This is a genomic window from Nostoc sp. UCD121, assembly GCF_014222285.1.
GTDB lineage: Bacteria > Cyanobacteriota > Cyanobacteriia > Cyanobacteriales > Nostocaceae > Nostoc.
In genome coordinates, this window is sequence record NZ_JACKZS010000060.1 from 22,788 (window position 1) to 37,493 (window position 14,706).

Genomic DNA, 14,706 nt, shown 5'->3' on the forward strand with positions numbered 1-14,706 from the left:
TCCTTCATGCTTCATGGCGGGTTATCCTTGTTCGCAACTTGCCTTTCGGGGCCGAAGAATTTAGGGTTATCGGTTACGTCTCCACCATTGTGGGGATTCGCGGGTTCAATCCCCGCACCCGCCTTTGTTTGATTTTTACCTGACGCAAAGAAGAAGGCGATTTAATTTTTGAATGGTCGTTTTTCTACTTCAGCGATGGGTAAGAGTAGGGTGTCTTCGATGTGCGATCGCATTTTCTCAGAAGCACTGTTGAGGCAGTCAACTAATAACCTATTAGCATCATAGTATTGCCTAAGTTGTTGCTGCTCTTCCTCGGTGAATTGCCAATCAGTGCTAATATTGATGCGTGGAATATTTGACATTGCTTCTGCTATTTTATTAAGCCATTCTTGACCATTAACTTGAAACCATTTCTCAAATTCTTCTATAATTGTATACAATTTATATCCACAAATATCCTTCACTTCTTTCAGTAATAAGATCGGAATTTTTCGAGTAATTGGGATTAAATCAGGATTAACTATTTGCAATAATGTACGGTAAAAACTTATCTTTCCAACATCTTTGGGTAGAATAGATTGAATGTGTTGTAATGCTTGATATAACTCTGGATTTATTTTTAGTTTATGATTAAGAACACGCTTAATTGCAGGTGAAATTTCTAAAATAAAGTCTATATCACTTAAATCACTAGTATTACTTACTTCACAAAATATAAATTTTGGATCAAAACAATATAAAAATGTCAGAATACCATTGATGTCCCGAGCAATTTCAAAATTAATATCTAATTCAATGGATGAAATCATATCCATAAAATTACTTGCTCCTAAATTTTCTAGCTCAAACCTGGGATCAATTTCATCAGCTAAATTCCCAAATATGCCTATAGCTAGTTCAATATAAGAACAACGAATACAAGCTTGTTTATAAGTAAAACTGCAAAAAAGAGCTTGCTGCTTTTGATATACAAAATTTAAAAAAAATTGCAATTTTTTAGATTGTTTCAGCAATCTATCAACTTGCTCTTTCAAGGAAAATAGTAAAGAATCTATTGATTCTTTACTTAAATTCAGCCTTGATTTAGCTTCTTCCCATATAAATTTATGTAAAGAATATCCTGATGATCGAAACACTGATAAATTCACTTCGTTTTGCGGATTTTGTAAATTAAACATCCATCCTTGGGCAGTCAGAATATGTAAATCAACCTTATCTTGCCAATACTCAGGTATATTATCTATGGCTCCTTTTCGGAACTCTAGCAAATGGCTTTGTTCCAAAAACTCAATAGTAGGTAGTTTTTCTTCTTCTCTTACATCCCAAAGTAGACATAATATTCCAACAATTGGAACATGAGTTATTTTTTGATAGCTATATAATCCTAAACGGCAAATAAGATTATAAACATAAATATTATTATCTTGTATCCGGTCAAATTGACTTGCAACTAAATGTTTTATATTACCCTTTAATAAATATTCTTTATTGTCTTGCCAATAAGTCTCTAAGTCACCATTATATTTTGTTTGTATATGTTCTCGGAGGAATTTCATACATAATGCATTACCACCATAAGATTTGTGGATTTCGCTTATAGCTGGACAATTGACATTAATATCAAATCTGCTAAAAAATTTTTGCCATGCACTCTCATCTAGCTCTGGTAATTGGTAAGCTTCAATAAAGCTCAACTTAGCTTCATTTATCGTCTCACGGCTGGTAATTAGTGTGATTGATTTGACATTAGGAGCATTTAAAACTCTAATGAATAGCTCTAAATAGTCAATCTGGTCTTTTTTAAACTTACCATTCTCATCTAATGCAGTTTCAAGATTATCAATCACTATACCCACTGGTTTGTTCTGAAGTTTACGCTTTAGTTGCTCCAGTGTACTAATGAAATCCTGTTGTGGTTCTTCTTTAAACTGATGACGTAGCTGATCCTTGACCCAGCTTTTTACAGAAGTGATGTACTGAGCTTGTATTCCTACTTGAAGTTCCAAATACTCTAGGTTTTGAGTCTCGAAGTAATGATAAGCCAGTGTTGTTTTGCCTATACCGCCTTTGCCATAAATACCAATGGCTTTTGCATCACAGTCAATCAGCATATCGAGGTGTGCGATCGCATCCTCTCGCCCCACAAAATCAGAATTTTTTGATGTTGGATTTTGATGTTCCTCTATTTGAGATTTGCAAACTTGAATATCAACTATCTCTTGCCAATTTAGACCGAGCCTTTGACAAATTTCTTCAAAATTGAGGCGTTCAATTGGGATCACACGAAAAAAATTAGTAACTGTTGCGCGAGATAGTCCTAAATCTCTTGCTAAAGCAGTTTTATTTAAACTATTACGGATCAAAGCTTGATTGGCTTTTGCGATACCTTCTGTAGATGCCTGAAGCCCTCGCTTGGTCATATTCTAACTACGCAATTTTTATCATTTTAACTGAGTTAATTAAAAGTCATACACACTCATACACAAAGTCAGACACTCTGGATAGCTGACTCAGACACTATCTCAGACACCAGCCCTCGAAGCTAGTTGATGTAGTCATTCACACACTTATGAAATCTACCTACATCAACGGACGATGCTACTATCAAGGTAATAATGGTGTTCTTCTTCCTGCTGTCACCACAGTTTTAAAAGCGACACAGCCACCGCAGTCTCTAGCCGCCCTTTGCCATTGGCGCAATAAAGTTGGCAATGCAGAAGCAAATCGAATTGCTGCTAACAGCCGTCGCCGAGGAAATGTTCTGCACCAGTTGATTAAAGAACACTTGCAAGGTTATTCACCCAAACCGGACAACAGCCTGATTCAGCCTTACTGGGATAGCGTTCAATCTGTGTTAAACCAACTTAGCGATGTTCAACTGGTTGAAGAAGCCGTGCCTAACTATAAAGAACTTTATGCCGGGAAAGTTGATTTAGTTGCTCGTTATCAAGGCGTTCCGCATTTAATTGAATGGACAACAGCCGAGGAACCAAAACTGAGATTTGATAAGCTTTATGACAAGCCTTTACAACTAGCTGCTTATGGTGGTGCGGTAAATCGGTATTATAGCGATCGCCTCTTTAACTGCAAAATTAACCATGCTCTCATTGTCGTAGCATTGCCAGGTGAAGAGGCAGAGATTTTTGAATTTGACCGTGCAAGGCTAATTCATGTCTGGCATCAATGGCTTAATCGGCTGAATTTTTTCTTTAGTGCAGTTGCTGCATAAAAGTGCGATCGCATACCCGCCCGAAGCGATCGCAATTTTTTACAAGCACAACCCGAAAATTAGACACAACATAAAATAGCGTAGGCGTAGCCCATCGTAGACATCGCTCATCATTTATTTAACTACCAAATGTTTAATTAAATAATCCCCCCATGAAATTGATAATTGGTTTCCAAAATATACCAGTTAGCACATAAGGAGCGTATTGTAAAAGCGGTGAGCTAGTCTGCTTCGATGGCTTCAAAGGTAAACACTCCAAGAGAAAAGGCACTATACAGGTAAGCCCATAGGCAGTTGCTAAGGCTGTATTCCATTTAGGTTCATCTCCTGGTATGGGGCTATAATAAATACCCAGCATAATGAACGAGATCATTAAAAACTGCTCCCATAAAAACCAGGATTGAGGTGGTAAAAAATAAACTAACTGGAGAAAGCTGTTGTTGTCTATTTTTTGCCGCATCCCGAAAAGTACAGCCCAAGTTGCAGCCCCAACAATACCATCATCTTTCAGTCCATAAGTTCTTTGAAAACGTTTAACACCTCTCTCAGTTTCACGACTAAAATACCCATCAGGTTCTTTTTTGAAAAATCCTTCTTCATTGAGAATAATTTGCAGTTCTTTAACTGCATCCTGTAACTTTGGAGACATGCTTTTTTGATTGCGGTAAAGCTTTGGGTAAAAAAGGCAAGCCCAACTCAGTGGCCCAACTATCCCATCTACCTGAAGATTATTAGCTTTCTGAAATTTAATTACAGCCTCTTCTGTTTCTAAGTCAAATTTACCACTAATAGTTGAGAGAAAACCCTGAGCTTGCAGTCGCTCTTGGAGTTCATTGATTGATTCTTGTGCAGAGTTTGGCGAAAAGCCTCGGTATAATATGGGACGTTTATTGAATACACAGACTTGTTTTTCTTCTGGAAAATAACGCCGGGATTGTTTTAGCCCAAACAAGAGATTTAGAAAGTTAAGTGTTTTATTTGTCATAGTTTTATTGAGTAATTTGTGAAAAAATCATCTGGCAAAGTTTTAGAGCTTAGAAGTCGATATGGTCGACAGCCTCTACGTACTAGAGACAAAAATAAACTTATAAATTAGCTTACTGGTTAAATTTAAGACAGGAGTTAACACTGTTAAAAAAATGTTACTAATTTGTCAAACTTTTGTTCGTTAAAATGTTGCTAACGCCACATTGATGACAAATTTATTGGGTAATATTTATGCCAGGTCAGTCAGAAGATTGGAATTTACCTAAAAGTTGGAATCGCAAGATTTTGCAAGACTGGGAGATAGACCGACTACTGACTAATTTGGAGGTTATGCTTCAAAAGCGTTACAGACAAAGTACTAGGAAAGACTTGTTACTTGGGTTACTCTGTGGGTACAGCTTGAAAAAGATTGGTCAAGATTTGCACAAAGAAAACGCTGTTGTCAGAGCAGGTTTAAGCAATATCTATCGGGATATCGAAGCTTTGACAGGAGAACCAAATAAAACTGTTAAGTCCAGTAATCTTGTCTACGTTCTGGAAAAACATGGTTATCGTAGAGGGTCTGTTGTAGCTGCTATTCAACGCCGTGACATCCCCCACAATCTGCCAGCACCGACTTACACCCAATTTATTGGTCGGGAGGCAGATATGAAAAAGCTATTAGAACGCCTTTCGTCAGTGCATGGCGCTCACATGATTACAGTACATGGCATTGGTGGCGTAGGTAAAACGGCGCTGGTGTTAGCAGCTGCTTACCTATGCTTAAAAGCTAGTAACGAAAACGTTTATGACGCACCCAAATTTGATGCGATTATTTTCACTTCAGCCAAACAACAAGAACTTATTCCAACTAACAGTATATTGTGGCGGCAACAGGGACAGCGTAATCTACGCGATATCTTTCGAGAAATTGCTAATGCTTTAGACGACCCGACAATTCTTCAATCTCCTCCCAATGACCAATTTGATCGTGTTCGCCAAATTCTCTCAAAACGGAGAACACTGTTGATTGTGGACAATATGGAGACTATAGAAGATAGGAATGAGGTTATTGAGTTTTTATATAATCTACCCATTTGCATCAAAGTAATAATTACTAGCCGCGAACAAATTGCCTTGCTGCCAATCCGTCTGCGAAACTTACCTCCAAATGATGGTTTGCAGTTGATTCGACAACAAGCTGAAGAAAAAGGTATAAGCATCAACGATCAGGACTCTAAGCAACTCTACGATCGCACTGGTGGCATCCCTCTGGCGATCGTATATTCGCTTGGTCAATTATCCGGTGGCTACTCCCTAAACTCGGTATTGACTCGATTAACCTCGGCTACAGGTGATGTAGCTCGTTTTTGCTTTGAGCAATCAGTGCAAGGAATTAAGGGACAACCACCGCACAAGTTACTCATGTCACTGGCGATTTTTCCTGACTCTGCCATACTCGCAGCTGTGGCTGAGGTTGCTGGACTAACAGCCGCTCCTGATGTTGTAAATAATGGCTTGGCGCGTTTGCAGCAACTTTCGTTGGTGAATCTCAACCCAGAGACTAAGCGGTTTGATATGCTCTCTCTGACTCGTGAATATGCCTTAGCAGAATTAGCCGCTTACCCAGATTTTGAGAAGGAAGCACGGAGGCGCTGGGTGAGATGGTATCTTGATTTTGCCCACAATTATGCCGGAGAAGATTGGGAAAAATGGATACATTACAATAAGTTAGAACCGGAAGAAGGAAATCTGCGAGCAGTACTTCATTGGTGTGAAGACAAAGAACACTATGAAGCAGTTAGGGATTTATGGCTTCTCTTAAGCCACTATGCAAATCTGTATGCCTATTGGGACGATCGCTTAGATTGGCTACAATGGCTCATAGAACAATCAGAACGGCGTGGTGAATGGTCTTGTTTTGTAAAAATCATCGTCCGCAAAAGCTGGCTACTAATTCGAGAGTGTTCCTCTGTGAGTCTGAAAGAAGCAGATAAAATTTTGCGACGGACGTGGATTTTGCGTGACCATGCAGATTTATGCGTTCAGGCTGACTTAGCCGAAAGTATGGCTAGGCTGCAAATTAGACAGAAGGATTATCAAGATGCACGCCACTGGCTAACGGTAGAAGAAAAATTGGTGATCGAGGCGAATCTAGAAGAGCGACAGCACATCCGCTATTTTATTCCCGTTCTTTATCATCAGGCTGAAATCCATTATTTAGAAGCTGAATATCTTTCAGCAAAGAAGCTCTTTCAAGAGGTGATGAAAAGTGCAGAAAAAATTAGTTGGCATCGGGTAATCAATTCTGCTCAAAATTGGCTGGCTGATATTGCAATTGAACAAGGCGATCGCGATCAAGCTGAAAAACTATTAATTCAAGGCTTCACTGTCGCTGAAATGACTCACAACAAGCGACGTTTGGCTCGCTATCAGCGTTCTTTTGCCCGTTGGGAGAAAAAGTGGGGAAGTGCAGAGAAAGCCTACCAAATGTCAATTAAGGCTATTGATGGTTTTAAGCTCTTGGGAATGACACGGGATGCACAGGAGATGCAAATTTTCCTTGATTCACTGTAATCATAGCCACTTATGTTGCCCACCCAACAAGATGGGATAATTTATTTATTGGAAATCCCTAAAAGCGCGATCGCATATCCACCAAAACTAGGTAAAATATTTTTTTACAAGATAATGTAATATAACTTAGCAGTATTCGAGCGATGCCTAGGTTGGGCTGCGCCTACGCTATTCCTTTTCAATCTAATTGCAAGCAAAGCGGCAATTTGCTACATATCAGAATGGTTCCATCCAAACTTGTCCACCCAAAGACAGTAGATTAAGTTTTGTCTGAATAACTATAAGGAATGAAATAGCTCTGCTTTCCAAAAAGTAAAAAAGGAACAGATTTTTATGGCATTTGATTACAACCTGTTTGTCATTGGTGCTGGGCCTGGTGGATTGGCAGCAGCTAAAAAAGCAGCTAGTTACGGTGTTCGTGTCGCTATTGCCGAACAAGAATCTATCGGTGGAACTTGTGTAAATCGCGGTTGCATTCCCAAAAAACTGATTGTCTACGCTGCTGACTTCGCCCTACAAAAGCAAATAGCGCCCAGTTATGGATGGAGTGAATGTCAAACATATTTTGACTGGACATTATTCATTAAGTCAGTACATCAGCATCTTGACACCCTCAACCAGACTTACTTTCAGCAATTACACAAAGCTGGAATTGAACTAATTTGCGATCGTGCCACTTTCATCGATGCTCATACTGTCGATATCAATGGACTTAAAGTTACAGCCGACAAAATTTTAATTGCTGTGGGAGGGCAACCCCTCAAGCCCAAAATTCCAGGTATAGAATATGCTATTACATCCCGCGAGATGTTTCAGTTACCTTACCTACCAAAACGTTTAGCAATTATTGGCGGTGGCTACATTGGCGTAGAATTTTCCAGCATGATGCACGCTTTCGGTTGCCAGGTGACAATGATTGAAAAAGACGAGATGATTTTATCAGGGTTTGATGATGACATTCGCTCTTCGGTACAACAAGGTTTAAGGAAACGCGGAATTAAGTTATTGACTAGTAGTACTGTTCAAGAAATCAAATACTCAGATGAGAGTTTGTTATTAACTATTACTGGTAAGAAGCGAGAAATAATTACAGCAGATACGATCTTGGTTGCCACAGGCTACGCTCCAAATACCAAGAATCTTGGTTTAGAAAATGTCCATGTTGAACTTGGCGAACATGGTGCAATCAAAGTAGATGAATACAGCCGCACCAGCCAAGAAAATATTTTTGCTGTGGGTGACTGCACCAGCCGAGTGCAATTGTCTCCAGTGGCGAAGGCAGAAGGTATTGCTTTTGCCAATACAGTTTTTGGCAACAAGGTGCAAAAACTGGATTATGATTATGTGCCCTCTGCTGTTTTTTGCCGTCCAGAAGCGGCTGGTGTGGGCATGACAGAGGCGAAGGCACGGGAAAAATTTGGTGAATCTGTACAATGCTACTACACCCAATTTCAACCACTTTTGTATCAGATAACTGAACAGAATGAGCTTACCACTATGAAGTTAGTCTTAAATGGTGATTCTGGGCAAGTTTTGGGCGCTCATCTGGTGGGTGAACACGCAGCAGATATTATTCAAAGTCTGGGTGTGGCAATTCGCAAGGGCATTACCAAGGAAGACTTGGATGAAATAATAGGTATTCATCCTACGGTAGGAGAAGAATTTTTTTCGTTAAATCAGGTGCAGGAATGAGTGAAGGAGGTAGGGGGCAGGGGAGCAACGCGAAAAAGTGAGATCATCGTGAAAAGAGCAGGGGGAGCAGGGGGAGGCGGGGAAGTGAAGAGAAAATTTTAGTATTTTTTACGAGCGTTATAGCCCTGAATACACTTATTTCTTTCTCTTCCCCTGTCTCCCCGGCCTCCACATTTCACTGTTAGAGCATTGCTCCCAACTGCCAATTATTCTTCCCGTGTCCCCGCGTGCTTCTCAAGAAGTTTCTGAGGATACCTCTGAGCAAGATTTTGTGGGAGCGTTTAATTGGTCTAAAGTATTTGTTAATGAGTCATCCCCTAGCATGGGGTATCTGCTGTGGGAATTTACCACATCGTCAAAAGCTTTCAGATCCTCAAGAGCCTCTGATGCAGACTGATATCGCTGTTTGAAGTCATCCAGTACCATTTTACTGAGAATATTAGCAACGGAGCGGCTTACCTGAGAGCGTAGTTTATCGCCGTAGGCATCGCTCCATTTTATCTCTCCATCAGCATCTCTATCTAGCTCACGGGGTGCTACACCAGTCAAGGCTCTAATCCCAACCATACCCACTGCATAGATGTCACTACTGTATTGGGGACGGCCAAAACATTGTTCGCTGGGTGCGTAACCCTGAGTCCCAATTCCAATGGTAAAGGGGGTTTGCTCTTCAGTATCAAGCTGTTTTGTGCTGACTTCTTTGACGGCTCCAAAGTCAATCAATACCAGTTTTCCATCTGAGTGTCGTCGGATAATATTACTGGGCTTAATATCCCGATGAATCACATTATTTTGATGAACAAATGTTAATGTTTGCAATAAGTCTCTGACAATTTTGATCGCGGCAATTTCATCAATTGCTCTACCTGGTGGCAATTCCTGATTTAAAGTATGACCAATTATCTGTTCTTGCACTAGATAAAATTCTTCATCCTCTTCAAAATACGCCAAAAGTTGAGGGATCTGATCGTGTGTTCCCAATTTTTCTAGGGTTTGCGCCTCTGAGTGAAATAAACGTCTAGCAAGTTGCAAGGCTTCTGGTTTAGTGCTGGCTGGTTTGAGTTGCTTGACAACACATCGCGGACTCCCAGGACGTTGGGTATCTTCGGCAATATAGGTTTCGCTGAATCCACCGGAACCGAGAACTTTGACAATTTTGTAGCGTCGAGCCAAGACTTTTCCTGATAAGGCTAAATCTCGTTGCTGAATTAGGTATTGCAAGTCATATTGTTGACTGATAATCTCTTGAACAACGGGAGATGTTTGATACTTCTGGAAAATGTTTACTAATTGACGTTTTCTGATACTTTCCCTCATGACTGAGGTTCCAAGGTAGGAAAGTCCGGTCATGGCGATCGCCATCATTGGTACAATCGCAGGAAAAATTAATCCACCATAGACAAATAACCCATAGCTAATTCCTAACCAAGCACCAGATAGGGCGAGGCTATATAAAAATCTATTGATGCTACGCTTGCGTCTGCTAATTATCAAGGCTGCACTGCCAACTAGAGCTAGCACAAACAAACCCTGCAATGGTGGTGTGTTAATTCCTGGAGCGATCGCTTTCCCTGACATCAAAGTTGCGATCGCATTGGCGTGAATTTCCACGCCCGACATCGGTTTAGCGCTGTTGCTAGCAGCGACTGGATAATAATCATTATTTAACTTATCTGTCGCACCAATTAGCACTATCTTGTCTTTGAAGACCTTTCCCTGCTGCAAATAGGTGTTCCAATTTTCCGGATCGAGTACGTGCCAAAAGGGTATTTGCTCAAATGTACCAGCAGAACCCCAAAAATAAATGCGATCGCCTTTTGGTCGCGGATAATTTACTTGCGCTGTTCTGAGTACTGCTTCATCAAAAGAGGGTAGCTTCTCGATCAAATTGTCTTCAGCCAACGACTTAGAAAACTCACTCGCCAATCGATGAACTTTACCATCCACCTCTACGGGGAAATTAACTGAGCCAATGGAAACTGACCCTGTACGAAACATCTGTTGTGGGTCTGTCAGTTGTGTAAAAGTCCCTTGGTGCGTCTGAGAATTTTCGTAGACGGCTGCTAAGGTAACTTTACTGCCATATTTTTGCAATACTGCCTGGAATTGGCGATCGTCAGTAACTCCGTAACTACTTGGCGTGTCAAAAATTACATCTATCGCTACAGAGCGGACACCTGCTTTAATTAACTTTGTAATTATCTGGGCATAAGCAGCACGTTGATAAGGATAAGATTTCAGTGTTTCTAGGTAGGCATACTGTTTTGGATTTGTTTTATAGTACTGTTCGGGAACTGATATTGACTGATCGTCTATTGCTAAAATTACGATGTCTTCTGGAGGCACAATCGGCCCACGCAGTTGAAAAAAGCCAGAAAGCGCCTTATTTTCTATCAATTTAACCGATTCGCCCCCAGAAGCACTCAGCAATGCTGCACCCATTACGCAAGCTCCAGCCAGGAGATGACCTAAGCGAATCATCCTTCTAGACTGGCGAGCCGATGCTGTTGACGTTACTTTTGTCGGTTTACTTGACAGTCTATTGGCAGCAGAGACATAGTTTTTAGTTAAGGTAGATGTAGGTTCTTCTGCCATATCGTGTTACTGATTGATTTAAGTCCAACACTTTTATTTATTCAGACCACGTTTTAGTGCAAGCACATTTAAATAAGACTTAAATGATAATCTTATACATTTGTAAAGTATCTTCTATTCATCAACAAACCTTTATTGGCAGAGCTAGCCCCCAAGAAGAGATTCCTACTCAGGTACTGCCTAAATTATTGTTTTTCTGTTAAGTGAGTTACAACTAGTGATTGTCTCACAGATCAGAGCCGAATCTATTTCGCCTCTGCTAATTGGTTGCGGCGAGATTTGATCCTAACCTAACCAACAGGTACGCTCCTAACTGGGTGTTTTACCAGAAGCTGTCCCAAGTCGTCTTCTGTCTTTGGCGCAATATTGGTACTCCCAGAAAGCATGTCCTGATACTGAAAGCTCTACCTATAGATAGGCATAAACTTATATCCTACCCTAAGCTTATGCTATACCTCTTTAGGAGTAAACTTTAATGTTATACAGCGATAAATGCTGTTACTGGTTCAATTTTATTGGTAGATTTTGATCAGATGGTAGCTCTTGCAGTGCTGGAGGTGAATAAGGTTTAGCACCCAGCATCTTAACTCCAATGTTGCATCCGTTTTTATGCCTTGAAAGAGGTAGGATAAAAGCTATAGATGAAGAGCTACTTTATAGATATTAGCAAACTTGCTATTTGAAAATTGCTATAATCTATTGTTCCATCTAAATTCATATATATTATTAGGTGTAAGTTTGTATGGGTTCTCCAATGAATCGTCTGTCTATTTTTGTAGACGGAAACAATATGTTCTATGCTCAACAAAAAAATGGGTGGTTTTTTGACCCACGGCGAGTCTTAGAATACTTTAAACATGAGCAATCAGAAACAACATTAATTAATGCATTCTGGTACACTGGCTTAAAAGACCCACAAGATCAACGAGGTTTTAGAGATGCTCTAATTAGTCTAGGATATACAGTCCGAACTAAAATCCTTAAAGAATATTATGATGATACTTCTGGTCGTTACTCGCAAAAAGCGAATTTAGATATTGAAATTGTTGTAGATATGTTTAATACAGTAGACCAGTATGACCGAGTAGTATTATTCAGTGGTGATGGAGATTTTGAACGAGCAATCGAACTATTACGCTCAAAAAATACACATATTACGGTAGTATCAACAGAAGGAATGATCGCTAGAGAACTACGCAACGCTACTGATAGATATATAGATTTAAATGATATCAGAGATCAAATAGAAAAAACCGAAGGTTAATAGCCTTAGCAATTATTTACAAAGGTAAGAGTAAAAGAAAAACTAAGGTTGAAGATATATTGAGCCACAAGTAAAAATTAAACAACAAAGCGCAAATGACAAACAAAACAGATCGAATTATCATTTTTGATACTACACTGCGAGATGGAGAGCAGTGCCCGGGAGCGACTTTGAATATAGACGAAAAGCTAGTTATTGCCAAGCAACTAGCGCGTCTGGGTGTGGATATAATTGAGGCAGGCTTTGCCTTTGCTAGTCCCGGAGATTTTGAAGCAGTCAGCAAGATTGCCCAAATTGTGGGGACAGAAAATGGCCCGGTAATTTGCAGTTTGGCAAGAGCGATTAAAGCAGATATTGAAGCGGCCGCAGAAGCATTAAAACCAGCCGTAAAGGGCAGAATTCACACATTTATTTCGACTTCTGATATTCATTTAGAGTATCAGTTACGGAAGTCACGAGCAGAAGTGCTAGCGATCGCCGAAGAAATGGTAGCTTATGCCAAATCCTTCATGACAGATGTTGAATTTTCGCCAATGGATGCGGCTCGTTCCGATCCAGAATTTTTGTACCAAGTGTTAGAGCGAACGATCGCAGCTGGTGCAACAACAGTTAACATTCCCGATACCGTGGGTTACACCACCCCTAGCGAATTTGGGGCAATAATTAAAGGCATTATTGAAAATGTTCCCAACATCGACCAAGCGATTATTTCCGTTCACGGTCATAATGATTTAGGCTTGGCAGTTGCTAACTTCTTAGAAGCCGTAAAAAATGGTGCAAGGCAACTAGAATGTACGATCAATGGTATTGGTGAACGTGCCGGCAATGCCTCACTAGAAGAATTAGTAATGGCGCTACACGTCCGGCGGCAATATTTTAACCCTTATCTCGGTAGACCAGAAGAATCTCAAGAATCGCTGACAAATATCGACACCCGACAAATTTACAAAACCTCACGCTTAGTTTCTAATTTGACGGGAATGTTGGTACAACCAAATAAAGCGATCGTTGGGGCGAATGCCTTTGCTCATGAGTCTGGGATTCACCAAGATGGTGTGCTAAAAAACAAGCTCACCTACGAGATTATGGATGCTCAACTGATTGGCTTAACAGACAATCAAATAGTTTTGGGCAAACATTCAGGGAGAAATGCTTTCCGCACTCGATTAAAAGAATTGGGTTTTGAACTGTCGGATACGGAGTTAAATAAAGCCTTCGTTAGATTCAAAGAAGTAGCAGATAAAAAGAAAGATATTTCTGATTGGGATTTGGAAGCGATCGTTAACGATGAAATCCAACAAGCACCCGATTTGTTCCGGGTAGAGTTGGTACAAGTTTCCTGTGGTAGCAATGCCCGTCCTACTGCTACAGTCACCCTGCGTACCCCAGAAGGTGAAGAATTAACTGATGCTGCGATCGGTACTGGGCCAGTGGATGCAGTTTACAAAGCCATCAATCGGGTGGTAAATGTGCCCAACGAATTGATTGAGTTTTCTGTGCAGTCAGTAACAGCCGGTATTGATGCCATTGGCGAAGTGACGATCCGTTTACGTTATGAATCGAAAGTTTTTTCTGGTCATGCAGCGAACACAGATATCATCGTGGCATCCGCACAAGCTTATGTAAATGCGCTCAATAGGTTGTATTCTGCGTTGCAAAGGCAAGAAAAACCAGAGGAAGTAACTGCACAGAAAGTCTGAGATCGGCATCTGTGAAACTGCTATTTTTTAGCTGATGCTAACAAACTCCTCTCCAACTTTGGGGAGGAGTTATTTGTGAGTTCCAAAAATTTGTTAGAAATTATGCTGATAGAAAAACATATAACTATTAGAGAAGCTACTACCAAAGAAGACTCACTGATTGCAAAACACTCTTACCAAATGTGGCTAGATATTGGTGTTGATGAGAGTAATATTATTCTGGAGTGGCATAATATTACCCTCCAATTTATAGAAGAAGCGCGTCGAGATTTATTTTATAAGGCTTTTATTGCAGAGATTGATAATACAGTTCTGGGTTCTGTAAGTTGTCAACTGTTTGCAGGTTTATACCCGAATGTTTTCAAAGATGAATATCGCAAGTTTGGATATATTTGGGGCGTTTACGTTGAACAAGCTTACCGCAGGCAAGGAATTGCCAAATCCTTAACTAATAAAGCAATTGAATATTTAAAAGCGATCGGTTGCACGCGAGTAGTTCTTAACGCCTCGCCATTAGGCAAACCAGTTTACTCCAGCCTCGATTTCTCTGAAGGGAATACAATGCAATTGGATTTGATTTAACAAAACAACTAATTTTGATTTAGTTACAGCACTTCCGTCTGTTACAAGGTACACTAGATGAAAATATAAATACTTTTAAATGAAGTCATACTCTGTCGATT

9 protein-coding genes are annotated in these 14,706 nt (G+C 40.2%); 6 read left to right on the top strand and 3 right to left on the bottom strand.

What is annotated here, in order from left to right; translation table 11 throughout:
* Positions 1 to 161: 161 nt before the first annotated feature.
* Entirely contained in the window at positions 162 to 2,420 is a 2,259-nt protein-coding gene (locus GNF10_RS15045; RefSeq protein ID WP_185607177.1) for a helix-turn-helix transcriptional regulator, read from the bottom strand.
* A 149-nt stretch (positions 2,421 to 2,569) separates the two neighbouring features.
* Here GNF10_RS15045 and GNF10_RS15050 point away from each other — a divergent pair, with 149 nt between their 5' ends.
* A complete protein-coding gene (locus tag GNF10_RS15050; RefSeq protein ID WP_185586600.1) occupies positions 2,570 to 3,229 on the top strand; it encodes an exonuclease in 660 nt (219 codons plus the stop codon).
* Between the two features lie 133 nt (positions 3,230 to 3,362).
* On the opposite strand, the gene GNF10_RS15055 is transcribed toward GNF10_RS15050, so the two are convergent.
* On the bottom strand, positions 3,363 to 4,214 hold the full coding sequence (locus tag GNF10_RS15055) for a peptidoglycan-binding protein (RefSeq protein WP_185586601.1): 852 nt from the start codon (positions 4,212 to 4,214) through the stop codon (positions 3,363 to 3,365).
* Positions 4,215 to 4,447: 233 nt separating this feature from the next.
* Here GNF10_RS15055 and GNF10_RS15060 point away from each other — a divergent pair, with 233 nt between their 5' ends.
* Positions 4,448 to 6,772 (top strand): NB-ARC domain-containing protein, encoded by a 2,325-nt coding sequence (locus tag GNF10_RS15060; protein WP_185586602.1) that lies wholly within the window; start codon positions 4,448 to 4,450, stop codon positions 6,770 to 6,772.
* A 333-nt stretch (positions 6,773 to 7,105) separates the two neighbouring features.
* On the top strand, positions 7,106 to 8,464 hold the full coding sequence (gene gorA, locus GNF10_RS15065; protein ID WP_185586603.1) for a glutathione-disulfide reductase: 1,359 nt from the start codon (positions 7,106 to 7,108) through the stop codon (positions 8,462 to 8,464).
* Positions 8,465 to 8,698: 234 nt separating this feature from the next.
* Here gorA and GNF10_RS15070 read toward each other — a convergent pair whose 3' ends face one another.
* Complete coding sequence (locus GNF10_RS15070; RefSeq protein WP_185586604.1) at positions 8,699 to 11,059, bottom strand: CHASE2 domain-containing serine/threonine-protein kinase; 2,361 nt, start codon at positions 11,057 to 11,059, stop codon at positions 8,699 to 8,701.
* A gap of 742 nt (positions 11,060 to 11,801) precedes the next feature.
* On the opposite strand from GNF10_RS15070, the gene GNF10_RS15075 reads away from it, so the two are divergent.
* From GNF10_RS15075 to GNF10_RS15085, 3 genes are all read left to right on the top strand, one after another.
* Positions 11,802 to 12,323, top strand: coding sequence for an NYN domain-containing protein (locus GNF10_RS15075; RefSeq protein WP_041565194.1), 522 nt, complete (start codon positions 11,802 to 11,804; stop codon positions 12,321 to 12,323).
* A 95-nt stretch (positions 12,324 to 12,418) separates the two neighbouring features.
* Positions 12,419 to 14,023: a 2-isopropylmalate synthase gene (locus GNF10_RS15080; RefSeq protein ID WP_185586605.1), complete on the top strand. Its 1,605-nt coding sequence runs from the start codon at positions 12,419 to 12,421 to the stop codon at positions 14,021 to 14,023.
* Positions 14,024 to 14,098: 75 nt separating this feature from the next.
* Positions 14,099 to 14,605 carry a GNAT family N-acetyltransferase gene (locus tag GNF10_RS15085; protein ID WP_311774161.1) on the top strand — a complete coding sequence of 169 codons (507 nt, stop codon included), beginning with the start codon at positions 14,099 to 14,101 and terminating at the stop codon, positions 14,603 to 14,605.
* The last annotated feature ends 101 nt before the right edge of the window (positions 14,606 to 14,706 follow it).